The 26,146-nt window shown below is 43.8% G+C and carries 24 protein-coding genes; 14 read left to right on the forward strand and 10 right to left on the reverse strand.

Annotation, left to right across the window (positions count from 1 at the left end):
- Positions 1 to 3: 3 nt before the first annotated feature.
- Genes leuD through KW060_RS00360 form a run of 3 tightly spaced genes read left to right on the forward strand, consistent with a single transcriptional unit; the run spans position 4 to position 2,795 of the window.
- Entirely contained in the window at positions 4 to 615 is a 612-nt protein-coding gene (gene leuD, locus KW060_RS00350; protein ID WP_274757305.1) for a 3-isopropylmalate dehydratase small subunit, read from the forward strand.
- Between the two features lie 18 nt (positions 616 to 633).
- Positions 634 to 1,731 (forward strand): 3-isopropylmalate dehydrogenase, encoded by a 1,098-nt coding sequence (gene leuB, locus KW060_RS00355; RefSeq protein WP_249036487.1) that lies wholly within the window; start codon positions 634 to 636, stop codon positions 1,729 to 1,731.
- Between the two features lie 44 nt (positions 1,732 to 1,775).
- Positions 1,776 to 2,795, forward strand: coding sequence for an aspartate-semialdehyde dehydrogenase (locus KW060_RS00360; RefSeq protein WP_249036488.1), 1,020 nt, complete (start codon positions 1,776 to 1,778; stop codon positions 2,793 to 2,795).
- A gap of 80 nt (positions 2,796 to 2,875) precedes the next feature.
- Here KW060_RS00360 and KW060_RS00365 read toward each other — a convergent pair whose 3' ends face one another.
- The 5 genes from KW060_RS00365 to sdhC all read right to left on the reverse strand — a co-directional run bounded on the left by KW060_RS00365 (position 2,876) and on the right by sdhC (position 6,659).
- Positions 2,876 to 3,184, reverse strand: a complete 309-nt coding sequence (locus KW060_RS00365; protein ID WP_249036489.1) for an NIPSNAP family protein — start codon at positions 3,182 to 3,184, stop codon at positions 2,876 to 2,878.
- Positions 3,185 to 3,287: 103 nt separating this feature from the next.
- Positions 3,288 to 4,070 carry a succinate dehydrogenase iron-sulfur subunit gene (locus KW060_RS00370; RefSeq protein WP_249036490.1) on the reverse strand — a complete coding sequence of 261 codons (783 nt, stop codon included), beginning with the start codon at positions 4,068 to 4,070 and terminating at the stop codon, positions 3,288 to 3,290.
- 17 nt (positions 4,071 to 4,087) lie between these two features.
- A complete protein-coding gene (gene sdhA, locus KW060_RS00375; RefSeq protein ID WP_249036491.1) occupies positions 4,088 to 5,875 on the reverse strand; it encodes a succinate dehydrogenase flavoprotein subunit in 1,788 nt (595 codons plus the stop codon).
- An 11-nt stretch (positions 5,876 to 5,886) separates the two neighbouring features.
- On the reverse strand, positions 5,887 to 6,261 hold the full coding sequence (gene sdhD / locus KW060_RS00380) for a succinate dehydrogenase, hydrophobic membrane anchor protein (protein WP_249036492.1): 375 nt from the start codon (positions 6,259 to 6,261) through the stop codon (positions 5,887 to 5,889).
- 11 nt (positions 6,262 to 6,272) lie between these two features.
- Complete coding sequence (gene sdhC, locus KW060_RS00385) at positions 6,273 to 6,659, reverse strand: succinate dehydrogenase, cytochrome b556 subunit (protein ID WP_274757306.1); 387 nt, start codon at positions 6,657 to 6,659, stop codon at positions 6,273 to 6,275.
- A 190-nt stretch (positions 6,660 to 6,849) separates the two neighbouring features.
- Here sdhC and KW060_RS00390 point away from each other — a divergent pair, with 190 nt between their 5' ends.
- The 3 genes from KW060_RS00390 (at position 6,850) to KW060_RS00400 (ending at position 10,899) form a co-directional block, all read left to right on the forward strand.
- The gene (locus tag KW060_RS00390; RefSeq protein WP_249036494.1) at positions 6,850 to 9,012 is read left to right on the forward strand and encodes a S9 family peptidase; all 2,163 of its coding nucleotides are present in this window, start codon (positions 6,850 to 6,852) and stop codon (positions 9,010 to 9,012) included.
- Between the two features lie 64 nt (positions 9,013 to 9,076).
- Complete coding sequence (locus KW060_RS00395; RefSeq protein WP_249036495.1) at positions 9,077 to 10,474, forward strand: M20/M25/M40 family metallo-hydrolase; 1,398 nt, start codon at positions 9,077 to 9,079, stop codon at positions 10,472 to 10,474.
- Positions 10,474 to 10,899, forward strand: a complete 426-nt coding sequence (locus KW060_RS00400; RefSeq protein ID WP_249036496.1) for a PaaI family thioesterase — start codon at positions 10,474 to 10,476, stop codon at positions 10,897 to 10,899. The genes KW060_RS00395 and KW060_RS00400 overlap by 1 nt, the downstream gene beginning before the upstream one ends.
- A gap of 10 nt (positions 10,900 to 10,909) precedes the next feature.
- Here the strand turns inward: KW060_RS00400 and KW060_RS00405 are convergent, their stop codons facing one another.
- Positions 10,910 to 11,572 carry a YggS family pyridoxal phosphate-dependent enzyme gene (locus KW060_RS00405; RefSeq protein ID WP_249036497.1) on the reverse strand — a complete coding sequence of 221 codons (663 nt, stop codon included), beginning with the start codon at positions 11,570 to 11,572 and terminating at the stop codon, positions 10,910 to 10,912.
- A 29-nt stretch (positions 11,573 to 11,601) separates the two neighbouring features.
- On the opposite strand from KW060_RS00405, the gene KW060_RS00410 reads away from it, so the two are divergent.
- A complete protein-coding gene (locus KW060_RS00410) occupies positions 11,602 to 12,213 on the forward strand; it encodes a thiamine phosphate synthase (RefSeq protein WP_249036498.1) in 612 nt (203 codons plus the stop codon).
- Between the two features lie 4 nt (positions 12,214 to 12,217).
- Here KW060_RS00410 and KW060_RS00415 read toward each other — a convergent pair whose 3' ends face one another.
- Complete coding sequence (locus tag KW060_RS00415) at positions 12,218 to 13,075, reverse strand: porin (RefSeq protein ID WP_249036499.1); 858 nt, start codon at positions 13,073 to 13,075, stop codon at positions 12,218 to 12,220.
- A gap of 382 nt (positions 13,076 to 13,457) precedes the next feature.
- Here KW060_RS00415 and KW060_RS00420 point away from each other — a divergent pair, with 382 nt between their 5' ends.
- The 4 genes from KW060_RS00420 to holA are packed head-to-tail and all read left to right on the forward strand — an operon-like array spanning position 13,458 to position 18,130.
- Entirely contained in the window at positions 13,458 to 13,931 is a 474-nt protein-coding gene (locus KW060_RS00420; RefSeq protein ID WP_249036500.1) for a DUF3576 domain-containing protein, read from the forward strand.
- A 31-nt stretch (positions 13,932 to 13,962) separates the two neighbouring features.
- Positions 13,963 to 16,527 carry a leucine--tRNA ligase gene (gene leuS, locus KW060_RS00425; protein ID WP_249036501.1) on the forward strand — a complete coding sequence of 855 codons (2,565 nt, stop codon included), beginning with the start codon at positions 13,963 to 13,965 and terminating at the stop codon, positions 16,525 to 16,527.
- A 23-nt stretch (positions 16,528 to 16,550) separates the two neighbouring features.
- Entirely contained in the window at positions 16,551 to 17,096 is a 546-nt protein-coding gene (lptE, locus tag KW060_RS00430) for an LPS assembly lipoprotein LptE (RefSeq protein WP_249036502.1), read from the forward strand.
- Complete coding sequence (gene holA / locus KW060_RS00435; RefSeq protein WP_249036503.1) at positions 17,096 to 18,130, forward strand: DNA polymerase III subunit delta; 1,035 nt, start codon at positions 17,096 to 17,098, stop codon at positions 18,128 to 18,130. Before lptE ends, holA begins: the two co-directional genes overlap by 1 nt.
- Positions 18,131 to 18,146: 16 nt before the next feature.
- On the opposite strand, the gene KW060_RS00440 is transcribed toward holA, so the two are convergent.
- The gene (locus tag KW060_RS00440) at positions 18,147 to 20,285 is read right to left on the reverse strand and encodes a xanthine dehydrogenase family protein molybdopterin-binding subunit (protein ID WP_249036504.1); all 2,139 of its coding nucleotides are present in this window, start codon (positions 20,283 to 20,285) and stop codon (positions 18,147 to 18,149) included.
- Entirely contained in the window at positions 20,285 to 20,752 is a 468-nt protein-coding gene (locus KW060_RS00445; protein ID WP_249036505.1) for a (2Fe-2S)-binding protein, read from the reverse strand. The genes KW060_RS00440 and KW060_RS00445 overlap by 1 nt, the downstream gene beginning before the upstream one ends.
- Before the next feature lie 221 nt (positions 20,753 to 20,973).
- Here KW060_RS00445 and KW060_RS00450 point away from each other — a divergent pair, with 221 nt between their 5' ends.
- Both KW060_RS00450 and KW060_RS00455 read left to right on the forward strand, forming a co-directional pair.
- Positions 20,974 to 22,353 (forward strand): sodium-dependent transporter, encoded by a 1,380-nt coding sequence (locus tag KW060_RS00450; RefSeq protein ID WP_249036506.1) that lies wholly within the window; start codon positions 20,974 to 20,976, stop codon positions 22,351 to 22,353.
- A gap of 5 nt (positions 22,354 to 22,358) precedes the next feature.
- Positions 22,359 to 23,498, forward strand: a complete 1,140-nt coding sequence (locus tag KW060_RS00455) for an NAD(P)/FAD-dependent oxidoreductase (protein WP_249036507.1) — start codon at positions 22,359 to 22,361, stop codon at positions 23,496 to 23,498.
- A 7-nt stretch (positions 23,499 to 23,505) separates the two neighbouring features.
- Here the strand turns inward: KW060_RS00455 and hutI are convergent, their stop codons facing one another.
- Complete coding sequence (hutI, locus tag KW060_RS00460; RefSeq protein ID WP_249036508.1) at positions 23,506 to 24,714, reverse strand: imidazolonepropionase; 1,209 nt, start codon at positions 24,712 to 24,714, stop codon at positions 23,506 to 23,508.
- Positions 24,715 to 24,799: 85 nt separating this feature from the next.
- Here hutI and KW060_RS00465 point away from each other — a divergent pair, with 85 nt between their 5' ends.
- Positions 24,800 to 26,146, forward strand: a complete 1,347-nt coding sequence (locus KW060_RS00465; protein WP_249036509.1) for a formimidoylglutamate deiminase — start codon at positions 24,800 to 24,802, stop codon at positions 26,144 to 26,146.

Raw genomic sequence — 26,146 nt, forward strand, 5'->3', positions numbered from 1 at the left:
CACATGGAAAAATTTACTAAAATTCGTGCGGTTGCAGCACCACTTCCGATGACCAATGTTGATACGGATATGATCATCCCGCAAAACTTCCTGCGCACAATTGAACGTACCGGTCTTGGCAAGCATGCCTTTACGAACATCCGTTATTTTGACGATGGTTCTGAAAATCCGGAATTCATTATGAATAAACCGGCATATCGTGATGCAAAAATCCTAATCACGGGTGAGAATTTCGGTTGTGGATCAAGCCGTGAGCATGCGCCGTGGGCATTGATGGATATGGGCCTTCGCTGCATTATCGCGCCAAGCTTTGCTGATATTTTTTATGGCAACTGTTTTAAAAATGGTTTGTTACCGATCAAGCTGCCACAAGAAGTAATCGATGATTTGATGGCGGACGCGGATAAAGGTGCCAATGCGGTATTTACCGTTGATCTTGAAAATCTTGAAATCACTCGTCCTGACGGCGAAGTGGTGAAATTTGAAATGGATGGATTCCGGCAGCATTCAATGGTCAATGGCCTTGATGATATCGGCATTACCATGGAAAAGGGCGCGAAGATTTCAGAATTTGAAGCCAAGCAAAAGGCCGAGCAGCCTTGGTTATATAAATAAGAATAAGAAGAGAATAAAATGAGCAAAAAACACAGCATGTTAATTCTACCGGGTGATGGTATTGGCCCGGAAGCAATGGTTGAAGTGAAAAAGGTCGTTGCATGGCTTACCGCAAATAAGGGTATCGAATTTGATATTTCCGAAGACGAAGTGGGCGGTGCGGCATATGATAAATACGGCACATCACTTGCTGATCATACCCTTGAAAAAGCAAAAGAAGTTGATGCTGTGATGTTCGGTGCAGTGGGTGGCCCAAAATGGGACGGTGTTGAATATAGCCTTCGTCCGGAAGCGGGTCTTTTAAAACTGCGTAAAGAATTAAACCTTTTTGCAAACTTGCGTCCGGCTCTTTGTTTCGAACCACTTGTTGATGCATCAAGTCTTAAGCCGGAACTGGTGAGCGGTCTTGATATCATGATCCTTCGTGAACTAACTGGCGGTGTTTATTTCGGTGAGCCGCGCGGTATTGAAGAACTGACAAACGGTCAACGTCGCGGCGTTAACACACAAGTTTATGAAACATATGAAATTCACCGCATCGGTCATGTGGCCTTTGATCTTGCTCGTAAAAGAAACGGCAAGGTAACGTCATCTGAAAAAGCCAACGTGATGGAAAGCGGCCTTTTATGGCGCGAAGAAATGGAGCTGATCGCCAAAGATTATCCGGATGTGGAATATGAAAATATGCTTGCGGATAACTGTGGCATGCAGTTGGTGCGTGCACCAAAACAGTTCGACGTGATTGTAACGGATAACCTGTTTGGTGACATGCTATCTGATGTTGCGGCGATGCTTACAGGTTCGCTTGGTATGCTTCCGTCAGCATCCCTTGGTGAAAAGGGTAAAGGTGCCCTTTATGAACCGGTTCATGGCAGTGCCCCTGATATCGCAGGGCAGGGCAAAGCAAACCCAATCGCAACGATTTTAAGTTTCGCAATGGCGCTTCGTTATACATATGACGAGGGTGATGCCGCAGATTTAATTGAGAACGCAGTGAATGAGGTTCTCGCTAACGATATTCGCACGGCTGATATTAACCAGCCTGGAATGACGCTTGTATCCACAAGCGAGATGGGTAGCCACATTGTGGATGCCATGGAAAAACTAAGTAACTAAAATCTAATTAAACAAAAACAACTTAATACATACTGGAGAGTATAATGTCCTATAAAGTAGCCGTCGTGGGAGCGACTGGCAACGTTGGCCGAGAAATGCTGAATATCCTGCATGAACGCCAATTCCCCGTTTCAGAAGTAGTCGCATTGGCGTCACGTCGTTCCATTGGTTCCGAAGTGACCTTTGGCGACACGACGATTAAATGCAAATGTCTTGATGACTATGACTTCACGGGTACGGACATTGCGCTTATGTCTGCTGGTGGGTCAATTTCTGCCAAGTTCGCCGATAAAATCGCGGCGGCTGGTTGTGTTGTGATCGATAACAGCTCACATTTCCGTATGGATCCTGATGTTCCATTGATCGTACCGGAAGTAAACGGTGACGCCATCGCCGGATACACAAAGAAAGGCATCATTGCCAATCCGAACTGTTCAACGGCACAAATGATGGTTGCGCTTAAGCCGCTTCATGATGCGGCGGTGATTAAACGTTGTGTGGTTTCAACTTACCAGTCAGTTTCCGGTTCCGGTAAAGCGGCGATGGAAGAGTTATGGTCACAAACACGTGCGATTTTTGTGAATGACCCGGTTGAAAACGAAGTTTACACAAAACAAATCGCGTTTAACTGTATCCCACATATTGATGTGTTTATGGATAATGGTGACACCAAAGAAGAATGGAAAATGGTTGTGGAAACAGGCAAGATCCTTGATCCTGATATCCGTGTTACAGCTACATGTGTGCGTGTACCGGTATTCCTTTCACATTCTGAAAGCATCAACCTTGAATTTGAACGTGAAATTACACCGGAACGTGCGCTTGAAATTCTACGCGAAGCACCGGGTATCATGGTTGTTGATAAACGCGAAGACGGTGGTTACATCACACCTGTCGAAGCCGCAGGCGAATTCGCCACATACATCAGCCGTATGCGTAAAGATGAAACAGTGAAGCACGGCCTTAATTTCTGGTGTGTGTCTGATAACCTTCTTAAAGGTGCAGCACTAAACGCCGTACAGATCGCTGAAGTTCTTTGCCGCGATCATCTTAAAAAGGGTTAAGTCACTTTTTAGGTAAAGCATTAAAAAGGCCGGGTCATTTGATCCGGCCTTTTCTTTTTTCATAGGTATATGGGCGTTTCTTATTCATTTAAGATAGGTCTTAAAAAATGACGATCATATCGTTTGATGCAGTCAGTCTCTTCTGCATATTTGAAAGCTTTTAAGCATTCCTCATCTTTTAAGCTGTCTGTACGGTATTGCTCGTAATCAGCAAGTGATGGGAATGAGAATAAACATACTGCAAGATCATTAGGACTTTCGTGGGGTAGAAAATATCCATGATGGTTGCCGCCAAATTTTTCAACCAATGGAATCCACATACGGGCGTATTCTTCAAATTCATTTATTTTAGATGGATTTATTTCATATTGAATATAGCAAGTAATCAAAGCGTATCTCCATTAGGTGTATGTTCGTTGTCTTTAAAATATCACATCAAATAAAAAAGGCCCGCTGAATGAGCGAGCCTTTAAATTTCTTATAGGATTTTATTTATCCCTGACGCTCGACCATCATTTTTTTGATCTCGGCGATTGCCTTGGCCGGGTTAAGGCCTTTTGGACATGTGTTTGTACAGTTCATGATCGTGTGACAACGGTAAAGACGGAATGGGTCTTCAAGGTTATCAAGACGCTCACCAGTATTTTCATCACGTGTATCCACAAGCCAGCGATATGCTTGTAGAAGCACGGCTGGACCAAGGTAACGATCACTGTTCCACCAGTAACTCGGGCATGATGTTGAACAACATGCACAAAGCACACATTCATAAAGGCCGTCTAATTTTTCACGGTCTTCCGGGCTTTGTAGGCGTTCTGTGCCAGATGGTGTTGGTGTTTGCGTTTGCATCCATGGTTTGATGGACGCGTATTGCGCGTAAAAGTTGGTTAGATCAGGAACCAAATCCTTCACCACATCCATATGCGGAAGAGGGAAGATGTTCACATCACCCTTATATGACGCAATGTCAATGGTACACGCCAGCGTGTTTTTACCACCAATATTCATCGCACATGAACCACACACACCCTCACGACAAGAACGACGGAACGTCAGTGTTGGATCAATTTCATTTTTAATTTTGATCAGTGCATCAAGAACCATCGGGCCACATTTATCCAGATCGACTTCGTATGTGTCGATGCGTGGATTTTCACCGTCGTCTTCGTTCCAGCGATAAATGTTGAAACGTTTTACATTGGTTGCGCCCGCTTCCGCAGGCCAAGTTTTCCCTTTAGTATAAGTAGAGTTCTTGGGAAGTTTAAATTCTGCCATTTTTCTATTCCCTTCCCTTAGTAAACACGTGGCTTAGGTTTGATGTATTCAACTTCGTCCGTGAGCGTATAGTCATGAACCGGGCGGTAGCTGATTTCAACCTTGTTATCATTTAAATGAGCAACGGTATGTTTCATCCAATCGTCATCATTACGGTCCGGGTAGTCCTCATGCATGTGGGCACCACGGCTTTCTTTACGGTTGGCGGCACAGTGCATTGTGACTTGTGCTTGCCCCATAAGGTTCTCAAGCTCCATCGCCTCAATAAGATCACTGTTCCAAACAAGCGAACGATCGAATGTTTTGATGTCTGGTAACAGACCCGCAATCTCGTCGATCTTGACTTTACCTTCTTCAAGAACTTCTTCGGTTCTAAAGACGGCGCAGTTTGCTTGCATTGTGCGTTGCATCTTGTCACGGATTTCAGCGGTTGATAGTTCACCATCCGCATAACGAAGACGGTCAAGACGACCAAGCGCCATGTCAGCATGGCTTTCTGAAAGTTTCGCATGTGGCGCGCCAGCTGTTACCACATCGGCAACACGTTGCGCGGCCGCGCGGCCAAACACAACAAGGTCAATCAGTGAATTTGATCCAAGACGGTTGGCACCATGAACGGATACACAGGCCGCTTCACCAATGGCCATAAGGCCCGGCACGATACGGTCTGGGTCATCTTCTGATGGGTTAAGCACTTCACCGTGATAATTGGTTGGAATACCACCCATGTTATAGTGAACAGTCGGAAGAACCGGAATTGGTTCTTTGTTCACGTCAACACCGGCGAAAATTTTCGCTGATTCTGAAATGCCCGGTAGACGGCTTGCCAATGTTTCCGCATCAAGATGATCAAGATGTAGGAAAATATGATCGCCATGTTCACCAACACCGCGTCCTTCTCGGATTTCATATGACATGGAACGGGACACAACGTCACGTGATGCAAGGTCCTTGGCTGATGGTGCGTAACGTTCCATGAAACGTTCACCTTTTGAGTTCACAAGGTAACCACCTTCACCGCGGGCACCTTCCGTGATCAATACACCTGCGCCGTAAATGCCGGTTGGGTGGAACTGAACGAATTCAAGATCCTGCATCGGCAGTCCGGCACGTTGAACCATGCCGCCACCATCACCAGTACAGGTATGCGCTGATGTTGCAGAGAAGTACGCACGACCATAACCACCTGTTGCCAGTGTTGTTGAATGAGCGCGGAAACGGTGAAGTTTACCCGTATTCATATCAAGGGCGATCACACCGCGACATTCACCGTCTTCCATGATCAGATCGATGGCGAAATATTCAACATAAAAGTCTGTGTCATATTTAAGTGATTGTTGATAAAGCGAATGAAGCATCGCGTGACCGGTACGGTCAGCGGCGGCACATGTACGCTGTGCTGCTGGCCCTTCGCCAAATTCTGTTGTCATACCGCCGAATGGGCGTTGGTAAATGCGGCCTTCTTCGGTACGGCTGAACGGAACACCGAAATGTTCAAGTTCATATACGGCCTCTGGTGCTTGACGAACCATATATTCAATGGCGTCTTGGTCACCAAGCCAGTCGGAACCTTTCACGGTGTCATACATATGCCACTGCCATTTATCCGGCCCCATGTTACCAAGGGATGCGGCGATACCACCCTGCGCCGCAACGGTGTGCGAACGGGTTGGGAATACTTTTGTAATACATGCGGTTTTAAGGCCGCTTTCGGCGATGCCCATGGCCGCACGAAGACCGGCACCGCCAGCCCCCACTACGATCGCATCATAGACATGATCTTCTATTTCATATGCTTTAGTCATTTAAACGTACCTTAAAGCGCAATTTTTAAAATGGAGAATACGGCCAGCGTACCAACAAGCACACAGCCAAAAGTAACAAGCATCTGAAGGGCGATTTTCTGACCTTCAGAATGGATATAATCTTCGATGATTACCTGAAGGCCAAGCTTCAGATGGTAAATACCTGTTACGATAAATAATGTCAGCAGTACTGCAACGACAGGGGAACTCATCCATTTAAGGACGGTTGCGTAATCGGCCTGTGTCATTTGTACGACGCTGGAAACAAACCAGATTGTTAGCGGGATAAGTGCAACCGCAGTTACCTTTTGCATCCACCAGTGATGCGTCCCGTTCTTTGCAGAACCAAGACCGCGAACTTTTCCAAGAGGGGAACGTAAACTCATTTATTCTCTCCCTATACCAGGCCGTAACCGATAACCCAGCTAAGGATTGTCAGTACTGCAGATGAAATGAATACGACACGGCTGGAACGGTGAGTATCTTCAAGGTCGAAACCTTTACCCATATCCCAGAATAAATGACGGATACCGTTACAAAGGTGAATCATAAGGGCATATGTAAAACCAAAAAGAAAGACTTTACCAATGATGCTGCCCATAATGTCGCTGAACTGTGCGTAGGCCTCTGGCCCGGATGCGATGGCGATTACCCACCATGTAATAAGAAGTGCGCCACCGGTTAAAGCTGCGCCAGAAGCACGATGGAGAATGGACAAGGCCATCTCGAGGCTCCATGAATATACCTGCAGATGCGGCGAGGTAGGCCGCTTGGTTTGAGACATCTGCTACTCCCTCTAGAGATTAAATTTTTAAGGAGGCTATATTACCTCCCCTTCCACAGACTGTTTTTAGCATAATGAAGCGATAGAGCAAGGATTTAGGCACTTAAAAATCACAGAAACATCCTTTTTTTTGTAGTTCACGGAAAAATAAGTGTATATTTCGAAAAAACTAACGATGACGGGCCTCTATATGAATAAACAACTTATATCAGTTTTATCCGCAGTCATGCTGCTTTCCGCTTGTGCCGATAATTCAGCACCCGATTCCAATAATGAAATGAGTAACAATATGAATTCAGAAGCAATGCCACCAGTTGCCAAAAAAATTCCACACGAAATGGAAATCCACGGACATACACGAATCGATGATTATTACTGGATGCGCGATGATGAACGTAAAGATCCTGAAATGCTTGCACATTTGGAAGCGGAAAATAAATATCTAAAATCTGTGATGAAACACACAGAAGATTTTCAGAAAAAACTGTATGATGAAATTGTTGGCCGTATTAAAAAAGACGATAGTAGCGTTCCTGTAAAAAGACGTGGGTTTTGGTATCAATCGCAATTTGATGGTTCAAGTGAGTATCCCGTTCATGTTCGCTGGCTTGACGGAACAGAAGCCCAGGAAATTTTATTTGATGAAAATAAAATGGCAGAAGGACACGGTTATTTCCGGCTTGGCGCATATTCAGTATCTGAAAATAATATGATGGCAGCTTTTAGCACCGATACAGTAAGCAGACGGCAATATACAATTCAGATTAAGGATTTAAATTCAGGTGAAATTCTATCTGATAAAATCGTGAATACTGAAGGGTCACCGGTCTGGGCCAATGACAATCAGCATATTTTTTACATAAGTAAAGACCCGCAAACATTACTTGGGAACGAAGTTTACCGTCATAAAATCGGCACTGACCAAAGCGAAGATGTGCTGATGTACCGCGAAGATGACGAAACATATTATACCTATCTTTCGAAATCGCGTGATGGGTCGGTCATTTATATTCATCATTCCAGCACAACGACAACCGGGGTATCAATTCTTTCTGCGGATGATCCGATGGGAAGTTTTGAGCCGTTCCTGCCGCTTGAAGATAATCTTGAATATGCGGTCGAAAAGCTAAGGGATACTTATTATATCTATACCAATTGGGATGCTAATAATTTCCGTATTATGAGTGTATCTAAGGATAAAACATCCGATAAATCGGCGTGGCAGGATGTGGTTGCGCACCGTGAAGACGTATTCCTGCAGGATTTATCGGCTTTTGATGATGCGCTTGTAATTAAAGAAAAAGAAAACGGTGTCATCAGAATGCGTGTACTTACCTTAAGCACAGGTGAAAGTAAGAACCTTTCATTTGATGATCCGGTCTTTAGTGCAAATATTTCAAATAATCCGGAAGTATCAAGTGAAGTTGTGCGCATTGGTTATAGTTCCATGACAACACCATCAAGTGTTTATGAATTTAATTTAAAAAGCGGTGAACGCGCATTGTTAAAACAGGATGAGGTTCTTGGTGGATTTAAAGCGGAAAATTACCAAAGCGAGCGTATTTTTGTAGAAGCCAGAGATGGCAAGCAGGTTCCGGTTTCCATCGTATACCGTAAAGACATGTATAATGCGGATGGTACAAATCCACTGTTTCAATATGCATATGGATCATATGGCGCGACAATTGACCCGTCCTTTAGTGGACCGCGGTTAAGTTTGCTTGACCGTGGTGTTGTGTATGCCATCGCTCACATCCGCGGCAGCCAGATGCTGGGCCGCCCGTGGTATGAGGATGGTAAGCTTTATAATAAAAAGAACAGTTTTTATGATTTCATTGATGTGACAAAGGGATTAACCGCATTGAAATACGGTCACCCGGAAAAGATTTACGCCATGGGCGGAAGCGCGGGTGGCTTGCTTATGGGTGGTGTTCTTAATATGGCACCGGAACTTTATCTTGGGGTTGGGGCACATGTGCCATTTGTTGATGTTGTAACAACCATGCTTGATGAATCCATTCCACTTACAACCGGTGAATGGGATGAGTGGGGCAAACCGGCCCAGAAAGGATATTATGATTATATGCTTTCTTATTCACCCTATGATCAGGTTGAACGAAAAGATTATCCGAATATTCTCGTCACAACCGGCCTTTGGGATAGCCAGGTACAATATTTCGAACCCATGAAATGGGTCGCGAAGCTGCGTGATTATAAAACAGATGATAATTTGCTGGTTTTTGAAACCGATATGGAAGCGGGCCACGGCGGTGCATCTGGCAGGTTCAAAAGATATAAACAAACGGCCCTTGAATATGCGTTCTTTTTTGATCTTCTGGGGATAACTGAATAGTCACTTTTGACTTTCATGCTTAACTTGTTATTCTCTCCCATCAAATAATTTATGGGAGAGAATAATGAAGAAATTTGCGCTTATCGCACTTGCCAGTATGGCAGTTTCATTTTCATCTGTTGCACAGGAAAGCCCCCTGACACAGGAAATGAAGGATCATGCCGTTAAAATTGGTGAGGCCGCATATAAATCAAACCTTACAAAAGATTTGATCACGTCCCTGACTACAGAAGTGGGGCATCGCTTGGCGGGAACGGCCAACGATAAAAAGGGCCGCGAGTGGGCCATGCGTAAAATGCGTGAAATGGGTTTTGACCGTGTATGGGAAGAACCAGTTGATTTCCCACTTTGGCACCGCGGTTCAGCCAGTCTTGAAATGACGGCGCCATTTGAACACGACCTACACATTGTGGCGCTTGGTACCAGTATCGGTACACCGGAAGGCGGCTTGACTGCCGAGGTCGTTCAGTTTGATGAATATAAAGACTTGGTAGAGGCCGAGCCAAACAGCCTTGACGGTAAGATTGCATATGTTTCATTGCGTATGGCGAAAACTGGTCTTAAAGGATATGGCTATGCGGGGCAGGCTCGCCGTATGGGTTCTGTAGCCGCGGCAAAGGCCGGTGCGTCGGCCATCATTATCCGTTCAATTGGAACAGATGATAACCGCACGCCACATACAGGCAGCATGAATTATGAGGATGGTGTTACAAAAATTCCTGCCGCCGCGCTTTCAAATCCAGATGCGGACCTTCTTGATAATGCACTTAAGTATGGAGAGCCAGTAACATTAAAGCTAGAAATGTCATCCCATTCCCATGATCCAGTGGTGACTTATAACGTGCTTGGTGAAATCACTGGTTCGGAAGATCCGGAAAAAGCTGTACTTATAGGTGCTCATCTTGATAGTTGGGATCTTGGAACAGGGGCCCTTGATGATGGCACTGGCGTATCCATTGTAATGTCAGCGGCGAAACATATCCTTGATGGCGGTAAGCGCCCGAAACGTTCTGTTCGTGTGATCCTTTTCGCGGCTGAGGAAGAAGGATTAATCGGTGCGCGAGAATATGTTCGTGCCCATAAAGAAGACCATAAGGATTTTGATAATATTCTGCTTGGTGCGGAATGGGATAGCGGCACAGGACGCATTATAAATTTTGCACCGGGTGTCGGGCCAACATCGCTTAGCGTCGCCCGTGAAATTGGCTACGTGCTTGCGCCATATGGTGTAGCAACCTTAATGACCAATACGGCCAAAGGGCAGTCTGACATGTCACTACTTGGAAATGCAGGTATGCCTGCGGTTAATTTAGGGATGGAGCCAACAAATTATTTTGATTTCCATCACACGGCCAATGACACCCTTGATAAGGTCGATATGGATGCAATTACTCATAATGCTGCAATCTATGCCATGTTTAGTTATATGGCCGCGGACGTCGATGTGGATTTTACAAAATAATGAATGGCATTGATCGATTAAAAGGTATGATGGCGGGGGACATTCCTCCGCCAACAATGGCGAAAACCATGTCGACGAAACTTGTTGGTGTGGATGATGGATTTGTTCGTTTTATTGTGACGGCCGATGACAGGTTGCTTAATTTAATGGGGGGTGTTCATGGCGGCTTTAGTGCGACAGTGATGGATACCGTTACGGGCTGCGCGGTTAGTACATTACTCGATGAAAATACGGGCTTTGCAACCACGGACCTTAATGTCAAAATGGTAAGACCAATTCAAGTCGGGCAGGAACTGATTGCGGAAGGGCGCGTGATCAATAAATCCCGCAGGCTTGCAATCGCCGACGGGAAAATCATTGATGAAAATGGCAAAATTTATGCAACAGGGTCAGCGAGTTGCATGATCCTTAGCAAAGACTGTTAATATCACTTTATTAATATCCGGGACGTTTTCCGAAAACGGCGGTGCCCACACGTACGTGGGTGGCGCCGTGTTCGATGGCTTTTTCAAAATCGCCACTCATGCCCATTGAAATGATTTCTATGTTATTTCTATCTGCGATGGATTTTAACAATTTGAAATGATCTGTGGGGTCTTCATCAAAAGGCGGAATACACATGACGCCGGTTACATTTAATCCAAGTTCATCACGGCACAGGGCAATAAATTCATCGGCGTCTTCAGGGTTGATGCCAGCTTTTTGGTTTTCCATCCCGGTATTAACCTGTACATATACATCACAGTATTTATTTTCTTCTTTAAAAATACGTGCGAGCGCTCGCGCAAGTTTCGGCCTATCCACTGTTTCAATGACATCAAAAAGGTGAATGGCTTGCCGTACTTTATTGGTTTGAAGAGGGCCGATGAGATGTAGTACCACATCATCAAAATCTTCTTTCATCGCCGGCCATTTTTCGGCGGCCTCCTGAACGCGGTTTTCACCGAAAATACGTTGGCCGGCTTCAAGCACAGGGCGGATAGTTTCAGCAACATGGACTTTTGACACGGCAACGAGTGTTACGTCACCTTCATTGCGTCCTGATTTTTCTTCTGCGGTTCTGATTTTTTCATTTATGTTTTTCAGATTGCTGGTCATCGACACTGTCTTCCATTAAAGTCTGGGATATGAAACGAAACCTAACAGAGATTGCATTGGAGCTCAATCGCGAAAGTCGCTTTGACGATTTGCCGCGATTGATTTTTATGACCGATAAAAAGGCGCAACCTTTACCGGAAGAGGTAATCGAAAGAATGCCGTCCGGATCAATGGTGATCTTAAGAGATTATGATCATGAAAACCGGGCAGAACTCGCCAAGGCGCTTTGTTATATATGTCGCGTCAAGGGGATTAAATTTATGGTGGCTGGTGATTTGACGCTTGCTCTCATGGTTCAGGCAGACGGCATTCATTTGCCGGAATATATGCTTGATCAGATTGCGACCATTAAAAGAGAGAATCCGGATTTTACAGTCACGGTTTCTGCACATGATCACTCAGCGGTGCGTAAAGCGGAAAAATCGGACGCAGATGGCGTGCTTTTGGCCCCTGTGTTTCCAACCTATAGCCATCCTGAAACATTTGACGACCCATCAAAAACGATTGGTACGGACAAACTGGCCAATATTTGTGCCAAACAGAAAATTGCAATTTATGCACTTGGTGGCATCAATATTGATACAGCTTTATCATTAAAGGATACAGGTATAGCCGGGATAGCCGCAATTCGCGGGATATAAAGGATTAGAAGCTTACGTTTGTGCCAAACATAAGTGATTTGACATCTTCGATGGCGAGTGAATCAACCTCTGCACCATATGAATAATATGTGAAGCGGCCAGTTAAGCTGATGTTCGGGAACAGACGATATGCAGCACCAAGTTCATAAGCAGAAATAGTATCAAATACATCATATTCTGAATTAAGAAGGATTGAATTGGTGCGGTTATATTCAGCCATTCTTAAATTTGCTGACCATCTATCGGCAAAATAACCGATGCCAACATCATAACCGGACAAGTCGGCAGCAATTCTATTTTCATTGCGGCTAAATGATGCACCCAATCTAAAGCCGGAATATCCAATACCAAGTGACAGGTTATAGGCTTGCTGTGTGAAGATGCCATTGTTTAGCAACATGGCATAACGGCTTTCTGCTGATCTCATGAAGCTAGAACCGATACGTACGCTTAATGCCTTGCTATCGTTTTTCACTAGCGTATTTGGATCAGAAGATTCTAATGACAGGACAATTTCAGAACCGCCAACAGCCCTAGATAAGATCGAAGGGTTCGCTGCGCTGGCCATGGCATCTGTCATGCCAAATGAAAGCGACGGTGAATATGTATATTCCTGATTCAGTGTCAGAACTGATTCTGGTTTCTTTTCCGGGTTAAGGGTGATTAACGGTTTTTGCCCATCTTCAGGATCTTTGAGCAGGATATACTGGCCATCATCGTTTGATTTATTTAAAAACTGGTCAAATTCTTCACTAATTTCACCGGAGATAATGTCGTTATTACCGATCACTGGGTTTTGATCGGTCGGCCCCTTATAGTTTGGATTTAAACGAATCTGTTCTTGTGCACTCGCCGTAGTCACCGAACCGATAACTCCAAGCACACTAATAACAGTCGCTAACAAGCGTATTTTACCGCAATTAAAAGTCACTTTCCAAACCAATATAATTTACATAACACATTATAAATCAAGAACTTAGCAATATTTGCCAGTTTTTGACTTTGTGAAATTCTCATTATTTTTTAAATCGTATTTTACGACTCATCCTCTAAGTATATAGAATTAATATATAATTTCAATATGCTCTCATAAAAAACTGTTTTTTTTTGGTGAAACAATAAAAACATGTGCAAAAGCCGATAAACAGCTTTATCTAACAAGTTGCAATGGTTATGATGCAACAAAATGTGATGGCATTCATGACACGTTCATATGATGCATGTATCAAAGGAAAATATTTTAAATGAATAAATTGCAGGAAGTATCAATGAAAAGTCTGGCGACAATATTGATGATATTCTCTACCATTTTGGTATCTGGTTGTGATACGCGTAGTGAAATTGGTGAGCCGCGTATGAATATTACTGCGGCTGAAGAAGTTTATACAATTGGTGTAAATGCCTATATCTGGCGCGCAGCTCTGGACACACTTTCTTTTATGCCGTTGGTTTCCGCAGAACCAACAAGTGGTATTATTATTACAGACTGGAAAGTTAACCCTTCTGATGCAAATGAAAGAACAAAAGTTGATGTCTATATCGTAGGCAGTGAACTACGTGCTGATTCAATGAACGTAACTGTGCACCGTGAAACTATGCAAAACGGTAACTGGGTATCTGTTGAACCACGTCCGAATGCAGCATCACAAATCGTTCAGGCAATTACAATTCAGGCAAGACTGCTTCGCCGCGATAATGCGCCTGTAACGTCGTTCTAATAATATATTTATTTTCTAGAGAGTAAAAGTAATGACACGCTATAACGCCGGTGCAACTGAGGCAAAATGGCAACAAATTTGGGCGGAAAAAGACACGTTCAAAGTCGGTGAAGATCGTTCAAAACCAAAATATTACGTGCTTGAGATGTTCCCGTATCCATCTGGTAAAATTCACATGGGACACGTGCGTAACTATACGCAAGGTGACGTTGTTGCCAGATATAAGCGCGCAAAAGGATTTAATGTTCTTCATCCAATGGGGTGGGATGCTTTTGGAATGCCTGCAGAAAATGCGGCGATGGAACATAATGTTCACCCGGCCAAATGGACATATGAAAATATTGACCATATGAAAAACCAGTTAAAACGAATTGGTTTTTCTTTTGACTGGTCGCGTGAACTGGCGACTTGTGATCCAGAATATTATGGTAAAGAACAAGCCATGTTCATAGATTTCATGGAAGCAGGCATAGTTTACCGTAAAGAATCATGGGTGAACTGGGATCCTGTAGACAATACGGTTCTTGCAAATGAACAGGTTATTGACGGTAAAGGCTGGCGCAGTGGCGCGGTGGTTGAACGTAGAAAATTAAATCAGTGGTTCTTAAAAATTACGGATGCCGCAGACGATCTTGATGCTGAACTTGATAATCTGCCGAGATGGCCGGAAAAAGTTCGCACCATGCAGAAAAACTGGATCGGAAAATCCAAGGGTATGTTGCTGACGTTTTCGGCTAGCGAGAATGATGAAAAAGTAACCGTTTATACTACGCGACCTGACACGATTTTCGGCGCGTCATTTGTTGCGATTGCTGCGGATCATCCATTAAGTTTAAAAATCGCCGAAGAGAATTCAGAGCTCGCAGATTTTATCGAAGAGTGCCGGAAATTAGGCACCAGTGAAGAAGCATTAGAAAAGGCAGAGAAAAAAGGCTTTAAGCTTGATCTTCATATGCAGCATCCATTCATTGATGATTGCAAGTTGCCTGTATATGTGGCGAATTTCGTGTTGATGGAATATGGAACAGGCGCTGTATTTGGTTGTCCTGCCCATGACCAGCGTGACCTTGATTTCGCACGTAAATATGACCTTAATGTACAGGCGGTTGTTATTCCGGATGGCGAAGACCCATCCACATTTGCTATTGAAAATGTCGCCTATACGGATGCCGGTACTATTGGCAATTCGGATTTCCTTGACGGTATGGCCGTTGAAGATGCGAAAGCAAAAGTCATTGCCCTTGGTGAAGGGGGCGGTTTTGGTGAAGCCAAAATTAATTACCGTCTTCGTGATTGGGGCGTAAGCCGCCAGCGTTACTGGGGCGCACCAATTCCAATGATTTATTGTGATGATTGTGGTGTGGTGCCTGTACCGAAAGCTGATCTTCCGGTTGTGTTACCAGAAGACATCACCTTTGATAAACCGGGTAATCCGCTTGATCATCATCCAACCTGGAAACATGTTAACTGTCCGAATTGTTCGAAACCCGCCGTTCGTGAAACGGATACTTTCGATACATTTATTGATAGTTCGTGGTATTTCGCCCGTTTTGCGTCACCGCATTCAGATGCACCATATGATAAAGAAGCCGGTGATTACTGGCTTCCGGTTGATCAATATGTTGGTGGTGTCGAACATGCTATTCTTCATCTATTATATTCACGCTTTTATACACGTGCGATGAAAGAAGTGGGTCTTTGTGATGTTAAGGAACCGTTTGACGGTCTCTTTACTCAAGGGATGGTTTGCCATGAAACTTATCAGGATAAAAATGGTGACTGGGTTAACCCGGAAGATCTGACCAAACAATCTGACGGCAGTTATGTTTTGACCAAAACCGGCGAAGAAATTACCGTCGGCCGTTCGGTGAAAATGTCAAAATCCAAGAAAAACGTGGTTGATCCGACAGCGATTATTGATACTTACGGTGCAGATACGGCCCGTTGGTTCATGCTATCAGATAGCCCGCCGGAACGTGACCTTGAATGGACGGAAGAAGGCGTCGAAGGCGCATGGCGTTTCACTCAACGTCTATGGCGTACAGTCACGACATCGCTTGATGAAAGTGCGATCGGTATGGAAGAGCCAAAAGAATTTGGCAAAGCTGCAAAAGACCTTCGTCGCATGACGCATCTATCGATAGAACAAATCGGTAAAGATATTGAAAATTTCCATTTCAATGCATCGGTTGCGCAGTGTTATAAATTTGCCAATGCGATTGCCGCGTTTAAACCGGATGGATCAGATGGTGATAAATATGCGCTTTATGAAGCGATAGAAACAATCATTCTAATTACCGCACCTATGATGCCGCATTTATCAGAAGAAATGTGGACACTTATTGGTGGTGAAGGATTAATTTCTGATGCGGCCTGGCCTGTTGCGCGCCCTGAATTAATGCAAGAATCATCCGTGACTGTGGTGGTTCAAGTTCAGGGCAAATTACGAGATAAACTTGAGGTTGCCAAAGATATGGACAAAACAGAACTTGAAGCGCTTGCGCTTGCGTCTGAAAAAGTTCAGCAATTTGTCGGTGACAAGGAAATCCGTAAAATCATTGTCGTGCCAAACAAAATTGTTAATATCGTTGTCTAGGAAACATCCATATAGGACCGTTAATGCAAGTAATATTTAAATCCATAAGATCAGTACTCGGCATATCATTAATCGTTATGCTCGCTGCTTGTGGATTTAAACCGATGTACGGGCAAGGTTCTTCGAATTCATCGAGCCTTGCGCAGGTAATGGCGAATATTCAGGTTGATCCGGTTAGAAGTCCGGCTGGAAGGCAAGAACGCCTTTCGCAACTGATTGAGAATAATCTGAAAGATCGTATTTCCCCCTTAAGCAAAAGCGGTGAAACACAATATATCTTAAAAGCGATGTATGAAGTCACTGAGCAAGGATACGGTATCCGGGAAGACGAATCTGTAACTTTGCAAAACTTAAGACTGTCTGTTGCTTTTCAGCTTGTTGATGTGGCCAGTGATGAACCGATTATGGACGGCACCGCGAGAGCCATTGTGACATATGATCTGGTTCAGTCGGATTTATCAAACATGACGGCAAGACAATCGTCACTTGAAAGGCTCGCGGAAGAGGCCGCCAATCAAGTCGTTACCAGAATCGGTACCTATTTAAGTAATAATCAGGGAACACTTTAATGAAGATTGGCTACCGTGATATTGATGCGCAGATTAAATCCCTGTCACCACAATATCAGGCGGTATTGGTCTTTGGCCCGGATGAAGGACTTGTTAGAGAACGTGCAACGAAAATTGCCAAACAGGTGGTTGAAGATCTTCAAGATCCATTTCTGGTCGCGAACCTTGACCCTGATACATTGAAATCTGAACCGGGTATCCTTGCTGATGAAGTAGCTGCCATTTCAATGATGGGCGGCAGGCGCGTAATCCGTGTTGAAGGTGCAGCTGAAAACACAACAAAGGCCGCAACAAATTTCCTTGAAAATCCGGTTGGGGATGGACTGATTGTTATCACAGCAGGTAATTTAAGGCCCACATCGGGGCTTCGGAAACTTTTTGAAAAATCAAAAAATGCTGCCGCTATTCCTTGTTATGAAGATAACCAAGCATCACTTGATGCACTTATTCATGAAGTCATGCGGGAAAATGGATTATCCATTGATCCCGATGCGGCGTCATTTTTACAAATGAATCTTGGCAGTGACAGACTTGTTTCCAGAAGCGAGCTTAATAAACTTGCTATTTATATGGGGCCACAAGGCAAACGTGAAAGCGATATGGTGACGCTTGATGATGTGGCGAAATGTGTTGGTGATAGCGGTGCACTTAGCATTGACACGATCACAAGTGCCACAATCAGTGGTGATTTGAAACGGCTTGATGACACGCTTTTTAAAGCCTTTAACCGCGGCGAAAATGCAATTGCGGTGCTTAGGTCGTTATCCAGAAAAATTAACCGTATGCATCTCGCACGCGGCTATATGGACCAGGGGTTTTCTGCGGATCAAGCCATGGGAAAACTCGTGCCAAAAGTATTCGCGATGGAAGCCCGCAGATTTAAAGCGGATCTTTCAAAATGGACGACTGGCAGACTTGCCAGTGCCATGTCGATTACATCTGCCGCAGAAGAAGACTGTAAAACCACAGGCATGCCGGTTGAGGCGATATGCGCACGTGCTTGTCTTCGTATTGCCAACGCTGCGAAACGATAATTTTATAGCAGCAGGTTTATGCTAGGTTCTTGATAGGAATACCGTTTACTTCTTCATCAGTTAATTTTTCAATGGCGTTTGCGATGGCTGGCTGAATTCCAGCTTGCATTTTTTCACCGCATCCCATTGGGTGTGCACCATTATCCAGAAGCTTAATGTGAATTTTTTCTGGCCCTTCACCGATTAGGGAAACCGGATAATCATCAAAATTGCCTTGTTCAATCTGACCATTTTTTACGGTAATTTCACCGCTACGCATCATTGAAAGGGCAAAATATATTGATCCGTTGATTTGTTTTTTGAATCCGTGAGGATTAATGATGCGACCATGGTCGGCAACAACCCATATTTTATGCACTTTAATTTGGCCATCATCCAGTTTTCTGACATCAGCCATATGGGCGCTATAATATTGATAATCTATAACTGGCCTACCTTCATATGCAAAAGCAAACCCGCGGGACATTCCTTCTGTTACGGGGTTTTCAGAATTTAATTTCTGAAGTTCGGTAATAACAGTGTGAGCTCGCCTATTTTCAACTAATAACTCTGCACGAAGCTCAAGCGGGTCTCTATTGGCAATTTTTGCAAGCCTTTCAATCATGACTTCAATGGAGAAATTTGTATATCCATGAGATATGCCACGAAGAATTCCAACAGTAATAGGAAGGTCGAGCATGCCAAACTCTAAATATCTATTGGGAATATTATAAGCGGGATCAATGCCCGCTAATCCAATGCCGTTCCCTCTTCTCGTACCTCGATTTTCAGGAATAAAATGATACGGGTTTGTGTTTATGAAACTAAGATCGGCATCCCATGCAAGTAATTTTCCATCATCATCCATTTTGGCTTCGATTTTCATGGTGCTGCAAGAACGGTAATAATCATGACGCATATCATCTTCTCGCGTCCAGATTAACTTTACAGGGTAGCCAGATTTCCTTGATGCATCGACGGCTTCCAGAACAAAGTCTTCTTGTGCTCGTCTGCCAAATCCGCCGCCACAAAGGGTGCGATGGAATGTGATATCTTTTGTCTGACGATTTAGAAGTTTTGCAACTTCTTCCTGGGCTATAATCATGCTTTGCGTAGGAGACCAGATTTCGCATTTATCATCTGTGACCCATGCCGTTGTATTCATCGGCTCCATAGTAACATGAGCTACGAGAGGGAAATCAAATTCGCCTGTTAATTTTTTCCCGCCTTCTTGTTGAAGGACGGTTTTTGCTTCACCCGGTTCTGGGTTTTTGTCAACGGGCGGTTCATCCAAATTTCTTTTCAGCATTTGTTTAAGGGATGCTGACGAAGTATCTTTTAATTCACCATGATCCCATTCTATTATAAGGGCATCGCGCCCTTTTTTAGCGGCCCAAAATCCTTCGGCGATGACGGCAACCCCGTTATAAATCTCAACGACAGAAAGGACGCCTTTAATCTTCATCGCATCTTCACTGTTAAAGGATTTCAATGTTCCTCCAAAAGTGGGGCAACGCTCAACCATTGCTACTTTTAACCCTGGAAAATGAATATCCATACCGTATATCGCTTCGCCAGTGACACGTTTATTCGGAAATAGTTGCGGGAACGGTTTACCAATCAGATTTGACTGTTCTTTTGTTTTATATTCAGGATCATTAGGTAAATAAAGACCCGTCAGGCTGTTAATGAGTTCATGATAATGAAATATTTTTCCATTTTCTGGATCAATCACCTTACTTTTATCGGTTGTTAAGCGGTTGACGTCAACTTGCCAAAGTCCGGATGCGGCCAACTTAAAACCTTCACGCATACTGGCGCCTGCTTTACGGTAAGTTCTCCAACCTTCAAACATACTTATCGCGCCAACAGTAACAAGATCATCACCGTAAACGTCAGCACTTGATGCAGTTGCTTCTTTGGTTGCGACAAGTTTATCCCAATCTGCATTCATTTCATCCAGCACGATTTGCGCTAGAGATGTTAACGATCCTTGTCCCATATCGGATCTTGGGCTGATGAAAGTAATATCGCCATTTGGCGCCATTTCAATGATAGGCATAGGGTTCGCATCACGTCCTTTTGGATTCGCGTGTGCACCAATATGGGCATAAACAAGCAGGCTTCCTGTTGTGGTTACCGTGGCCTTTAAAAATGATCTTCTTGAAATATCCATTATGCGGCCCCCTCCGACTTAAGCTTCGCGGCCAAATGAATAGCGCGCCTCATCTCTTCATAAGAACCACAACGACAAATATTGGTATGGTAATTATTGATGTCTTCATTGGTGGGGTTTGGGAATTCTTCCAAGAATTTTACGGTTGCCATGATTTGCCCGGATTGGCAATAACCGCATTGGGGAACATCTTCTTCAATCCAAGCGCGTTGAACGAAATGAAGTTTTTCACCGTCGCTTATTGATTCAATGGTCTTGATATCAGCATCTTTAGCTTCAGCCATTGGTATGGTGCAGCTTCTGACCGCTTCGCCGTCAATATGAACTGTGCAGGCGCCACATTGACCAATGCCGCAACCATATTTTGTCCCTGTTAATTCAGCATTCTCACGAATAAACCAAAGCAGTGGCATATCTTCATCACCATCATATGAGAAGCTTTTACCGTTTACTGATAATTCTATCATCCCTAATTCCCCCTTAGGATATTATGATTTCTATTTTTTCGATAATGCGGGTTTCTGAGATGAGAGGTCGTGCCATGCCCCGAATTAAAATAGAATATGAACCCTTGTGAAAAAATTAGAAATCAAATGTGCCGAAATTAAGGCACAATTATTTTATGGACGTACTAGTTATGAACCATTACGTTAGGGGCTTATATAAAAATAATTATCGGGAGTTTTAAGTGGCACATGTAACTCAGGAAAAATGGTCGTCGGGTACGGCGTTTCTTCTTGCTGCGATTGGTAGCGCGGTTGGCCTTGGCAATATTTATCGTTTTCCATATGTGGTTGGTGAAAATGGCGGCGGCGCCTTTGTAATCCTTTATTTGGGGATTGTTTTATTCTTTGGTATTCCGCTTGTAATGACGGAACTCACCATTGGCCGTAGAAGACAATTACCACCAGTAACAGCATTCACCGAGCTTTCAGAAGGCAAGAAAAGCCAACCATTTTGGAAATTTATCGGTTTTACCAGTATTTTAACCCCACTTGGCATTTTAGGTTTTTACTTTGTGATTGCCGGCTGGACGTTGAATTATGTGGTCAGCATTGTTACCGGACAGCTTAGTGACCTTCAGGAAGGGCAGACGCAGGCCGTTTTTGCCGATATGATGGAAAGCCCGGGTACGCTTATATTCTGGATGACATTAAGTGTTGGTATCACGGCCTTTATCATTTCACGTGGCATTAAAGCGGGCCTTGAAAAAGCCGTTAATATCTTAATGCCGATGCTTTTCTTAATCCTTGTCTCACTGGTGATTTATTCCTTCTTTAATGGTGGCACCAAAGAAACATTTGAATTTATGTTCACGCCTGATTTTGAAAAGATCAATATGAAAACCGTGCTTGAAGCAACAGGACAGGCTTTCTTCTCGCTCTCTTTGGGTAGTGCGACGATGCTTGTATATGGTTCATATTTGCCGAAAAATGAAAGCATTCCAAAGCTTGCATGTGGTGTGGCATTTGCGGATACATTTGTGGCATTGATTGCCGGTTTTGCGATTTTCCCGATTATCTTTACGAATGGTCTTGAACTTGATAGTGGTCCAAATCTTGTGTTTGTGACGCTTCCAGTGATTTTTGATCAAATGCCATTTGGTCAGGTATTTGGAATTTTATTCTTCCTGCTTCTTGCCTTTGCAGCGATTACATCAACAATTTCACTGTTTGAACCTGCGGTTTCTAACCTTGAAGAACGTGGTATTTTCACACGCCGTAAAGCATCACTTGTTGTTGGTTTTGGACTTTGGTGTCTGGCTGCACTATCGGCCCTTTCAATGAATGTGCTGTCGGATGTGCGCCTGTTGACATTTAATGATACGGTCGCGAGCAAGAACATCATGGACTTGCTTGAATATATGTCGGCAAATGGAATGATGCTGTTTAATTCACTGTTTGCCGGAATTTTCCTTGGTTGGATTATGCACCGTAAAGAGGCGCTCGAGGAACTTGGGCTTGGTGACAGTACATTGTTTAAATTCTGGCGTGCGATCATCAGGTTTGTGGTACCGATTGTGGTTGGTTACCTGATTATTGATTTCCTAGGATACGGATTTATTTAACAAGAATGATCAAATCTGATTTTATTATCATAGGCGCCGGCATTGCTGGCGCCTCTGTTGCTTATGAGCTTAGCAAGCATGGAAAGGCGATTATCCTAGAAGCAGAAAGTCAGCCCGGTTATCACACCACGGGGCGTAGTGCCGCCATTTTTGAAACCACATATGGTGGAGGCGATCCAATTATCCGTGCAATTGTTCTGGCGAGTGGGAAGTTTTTAAGAAACCCGCCGGATGGTTTTACAGAACATGATCTGCTTCATCCGCGTGATATGATTTATATCGCCCCGAAAAGTGACCGTGAAAAACTTACCCAAGCTTATGAAAAACTAAGAAAACAATCCGATAACGTTAGGCTTATTGAAAAACAAGAAATCAATAAATTAATTCCTATACTCAATGAAAATTATGGTGATCTTGCCTTTATCATGGAAAATGAAATTGCCGATATTGATGTCCATGCCCTGCATGAAGGATACTTAAAAGGGGCAAGGTCAAATGGTTCAGATCTTCATACAAATAGCAAAGTCGTTGAAATTGATAAAACTGGTGATCAATGGATTATTAAAACAGAAAGTGGTGAATTTTCAGCACCCATTATTATCAATGCTGCGGGGGCGTGGGTTGATGAAATAGCCCAATTGGCAGGGGTAAAGGAAATCGGTATCGAGCCATTAAGACGCACCGTGATTACCATCGACGCGCCAGCGGGAATAGATAGTATTGATCACTGGCCAATGATCAATGAACTTGCGGAAGTATTTTATTTCAAACCGGATGCAGGTAAGGTATTGATTAGTCCTTGTGATAAAACATTATCGGAACCCTGTGATGCACAACCAGAAGAAATTGATGTGGCATACGCAGCCCATTATTTTCAGGAATGCACAGACATCGAGGTCCGCAAAATTGATCATAAATGGGCCGGTCTTCGTAACCGGACCAAAGATGGTTACCCTGCCATTGGGTATGATCCGGAGGCGGAAGGTTTTTTCTGGCTTGCAGGACAAGAAGGGATTGGCATCATGACGTCACCGGCGTTATCACGCATTGCCGCGTCCATGGTACTTGGCCATGATATTCCGGATGATATAAAAGAAATCGGTATTGATGATGCGGGCTTAAATGTCGCAAGGTTTTTAAAATAGTTTGGCTTTAAAGAACTTGTTCGCCGTTTTTATAAACGGCTTTTACCTGATTACCACCAAAGTGATAAGCGAGTTCAGCCGGGTGGCTGATATCCCATCTGACCAGATCAGCGAGCATGCCTTCTTTAATCATACCGCGGTCATTTAATCCAAGGGCCTTTGCTGCATTTCTGGTGACACCTGCGAGCGCCTCTTCCGGTGTTAATTTAAACAGCGTCGTTGCCATATTAATCATCAGCTTTAATGAAAGGGCGGGTGATGATCCTGGGTTGCTGTCACTTGCAACCGCCATTGGAACATCATGCTTTCTTAAAAGATCAATGGGCGGACATTTTGTGTCACGCAAGAAATAAAATGCACCGGGAAGTAGCACTGCGGTGGTACCCGCTTCTTTCATTTGGATAATGCTTTCTTCCGTTAAATGTTCCAGATGATCGGCGGAAAGGGCGCCATATTTTGCCGCGAGTGCAGCGCCTTGTTGATCGGATAACTGTTCCGCATGAAGTTTTAAATCAAACCCAAGTTCTTTGGCACGGGTAAAAATTTGTTCCATTTCGGGGTAAGTAAAACCGATATTTTCACAAAAGCCATCGACGGCTTTCGTCATGTTCAATTCGGCAATCTTTGGCAGCATCTCTTCTACGATTAAATCGATGTAACCCTGACGGTTATCTTTAAATTCCGGTGGCAAGGCATGGGCACCAAGGAAAGTAGGGATCACGTCAATTGCGGGACTAATGTTAAGCGCACGGGCAGCAGATAACATTTTTAATTCCGTATCCAGATCAAGACCATATCCGGATTTAATTTCAATGGTGGTGACGCCTTCAGATTTGAAATGAGTAAGTCTTTTCTTTGCGCTTTCGATTAGGTCCCCTTCGGTGGCGGCACGCGTTGCGTTTACGGTAGAAAGAATGCCGCCGCCGGATTTGGCGATTTCTTCGTATGATGCCCCTTTTAACCTTAATTCAAATTCATCAATGCGGTTTCCGCCATAAATCAGATGGGTGTGACAATCGATAAGCCCCGGTGTCATATAATCGCCATCTGTGCTTTCCATTTCATAGTCATAATGATTGGGGATTTCTTCTTCCGGTCCGATCCATGCGATATAATCATGTTCAATCACCATCGATACATTTTCCATAAGGCCGTAAGCGTGCCCATTATCCTGCATGGTGATTAGATTGACATTGGTCCAGATTTTATCGGCCATTTGCGATTGTTCCGTTTCGAATTGACAATTAAAATATTTGAGTTAAGCTAACTTGTATATACAACTATATCCAGAAGCATCGTAAATGAAAAGTATATTCTTAAAAAAGGCATATTTAAAGGACGGATGGGCAGATAATGTCCAGCTTGATATTGATGATGCGGGCATCGTTCATTCGATAAATGAAAATGTTGAAACATCAGGCCATTTCATTGCCGGGTTTGCATTGCCGGGTGTTAATAATATCCATAGTCATGCGTTCCAGCGTGCGATGGCGGGCCTTGCAGAATATTCAACATCAAGTGAAGACAGCTTTTGGACATGGCGGGATATTATGTACCGGTTTGCGGGCATTATTTCCGATAAAGATTTGCGTGCGATTGCGGCGCAGCTTTATATGGAAATGTTAAAGGCCGGATATGTCAGCGTTTCTGAATTTCATTATCTTCATGGCGGAAGAAGAAATGCGGTTCAAATGTCAAATGCGATACTTTCGGCGGCCCATGATGTGGGTATTGGTTTATGTCATTTACCGGTGCTTTATATGTCGTCCGGCTTTGGTGATCAGCCACTCAATGACAGGCAAAGACAATTTGGCCTTTCGGTTGATGAATATTTAAAACTTCAGAATGATTTGGAACTACTGAATGATAACCAGCATATTGGTACATGTTTTCATAGTTTACGTGCCGTACCCGAAGGGGCAATGAAAGACGTGCTTGAAAACACCGAATGCAAAGGCCCCATCCATATTCATATTGCCGAACAAATGGCGGAAGTGAATGATTCAATTGAATTTTCTGGAAAACGGCCCGTTGAATGGCTTTATGATAATGTTGATGTGGATGATCGATGGTGCCTCATTCACGCGACCCATTTAAATGATGATGAAACCCGTATGATTGCGGCGTCGGGCGCGGTTGCGGGACTTTGTCCAACCACAGAAGCAAATTTGGGGGACGGGTTATTTCCATTAACAGAATTTTTGGACAGACAAGGAACAATGGCCATCGGATCCGATAGCCATGTGTCGATAAGTGTCAGCGAAGAATTACGCCTTCTTGAATATGGTCAGCGTTTATCAAAGCAGGGGCGCAACATTGCTGTGAATGAAGATGAAATTCATACGGGAACCAACCTTTATAATCAGGTGTTAATGGGCGGCGCGCAAGCAAGCGGGTTTAATAATGGTGTGATCGAGGTTGGAAAGCGCGCTGATTTAATCGTGCTTGATGATAACAAATCCACCATGGTTGGAACGCCGGATAAAAACATTATCGACCGATTTATTTTTAATGGAAATCAGAATGTTGTTAAAGATGTTTTCGTTGGTGGCAATCATGTCATCAATGATTACCATCATATCAGCGAAGTGCGGATTTTCGAAAAATTTAAAGCCGTTGTGGAACGATTGAAAATTCATCTTGACTAA

The organism is Pseudemcibacter aquimaris, from assembly GCF_028869115.1.
GTDB classification, from domain to species: domain Bacteria; phylum Pseudomonadota; class Alphaproteobacteria; order Sphingomonadales; family Emcibacteraceae; genus Pseudemcibacter; species Pseudemcibacter aquimaris.

Coding starts and splice junctions, on each gene's coding strand:
- KW060_RS00405 (WP_249036497.1), bottom strand. CDS start 11,572: ATGACCAGCAATCTGAAAAACATAAATGAAAAAATCAGAACCGCAGAA.
- leuS (WP_249036501.1), top strand. CDS start 13,963: ATGACACGCTATAACGCCGGTGCAACTGAGGCAAAATGGCAACAAATT.
- KW060_RS00395 (WP_249036495.1), top strand. CDS start 9,077: ATGAAGAAATTTGCGCTTATCGCACTTGCCAGTATGGCAGTTTCATTT.
- sdhD (WP_249036492.1), bottom strand. CDS start 6,261: ATGAGTTTACGTTCCCCTCTTGGAAAAGTTCGCGGTCTTGGTTCTGCA.
- sdhA (WP_249036491.1), bottom strand. CDS start 5,875: ATGACTAAAGCATATGAAATAGAAGATCATGTCTATGATGCGATCGTA.
- lptE (WP_249036502.1), top strand. CDS start 16,551: ATGCAAGTAATATTTAAATCCATAAGATCAGTACTCGGCATATCATTA.
- KW060_RS00445 (WP_249036505.1), bottom strand. CDS start 20,752: ATGATAGAATTATCAGTAAACGGTAAAAGCTTCTCATATGATGGTGAT.
- KW060_RS00455 (WP_249036507.1), top strand. CDS start 22,359: ATGATCAAATCTGATTTTATTATCATAGGCGCCGGCATTGCTGGCGCC.
- KW060_RS00440 (WP_249036504.1), bottom strand. CDS start 20,285: ATGGATATTTCAAGAAGATCATTTTTAAAGGCCACGGTAACCACAACA.
- KW060_RS00410 (WP_249036498.1), top strand. CDS start 11,602: ATGAAACGAAACCTAACAGAGATTGCATTGGAGCTCAATCGCGAAAGT.
- sdhC (WP_274757306.1), bottom strand. CDS start 6,659: ATGTCTCAAACCAAGCGGCCTACCTCGCCGCATCTGCAGGTATATTCA.
- hutI (WP_249036508.1), bottom strand. CDS start 24,714: ATGGCCGATAAAATCTGGACCAATGTCAATCTAATCACCATGCAGGAT.
- KW060_RS00420 (WP_249036500.1), top strand. CDS start 13,458: ATGAATAAATTGCAGGAAGTATCAATGAAAAGTCTGGCGACAATATTG.
- KW060_RS00370 (WP_249036490.1), bottom strand. CDS start 4,070: ATGGCAGAATTTAAACTTCCCAAGAACTCTACTTATACTAAAGGGAAA.
- KW060_RS00360 (WP_249036488.1), top strand. CDS start 1,776: ATGTCCTATAAAGTAGCCGTCGTGGGAGCGACTGGCAACGTTGGCCGA.
- holA (WP_249036503.1), top strand. CDS start 17,096: ATGAAGATTGGCTACCGTGATATTGATGCGCAGATTAAATCCCTGTCA.
- KW060_RS00465 (WP_249036509.1), top strand. CDS start 24,800: ATGAAAAGTATATTCTTAAAAAAGGCATATTTAAAGGACGGATGGGCA.
- KW060_RS00400 (WP_249036496.1), top strand. CDS start 10,474: ATGAATGGCATTGATCGATTAAAAGGTATGATGGCGGGGGACATTCCT.
- KW060_RS00390 (WP_249036494.1), top strand. CDS start 6,850: ATGAATAAACAACTTATATCAGTTTTATCCGCAGTCATGCTGCTTTCC.
- leuB (WP_249036487.1), top strand. CDS start 634: ATGAGCAAAAAACACAGCATGTTAATTCTACCGGGTGATGGTATTGGC.
- leuD (WP_274757305.1), top strand. CDS start 4: ATGGAAAAATTTACTAAAATTCGTGCGGTTGCAGCACCACTTCCGATG.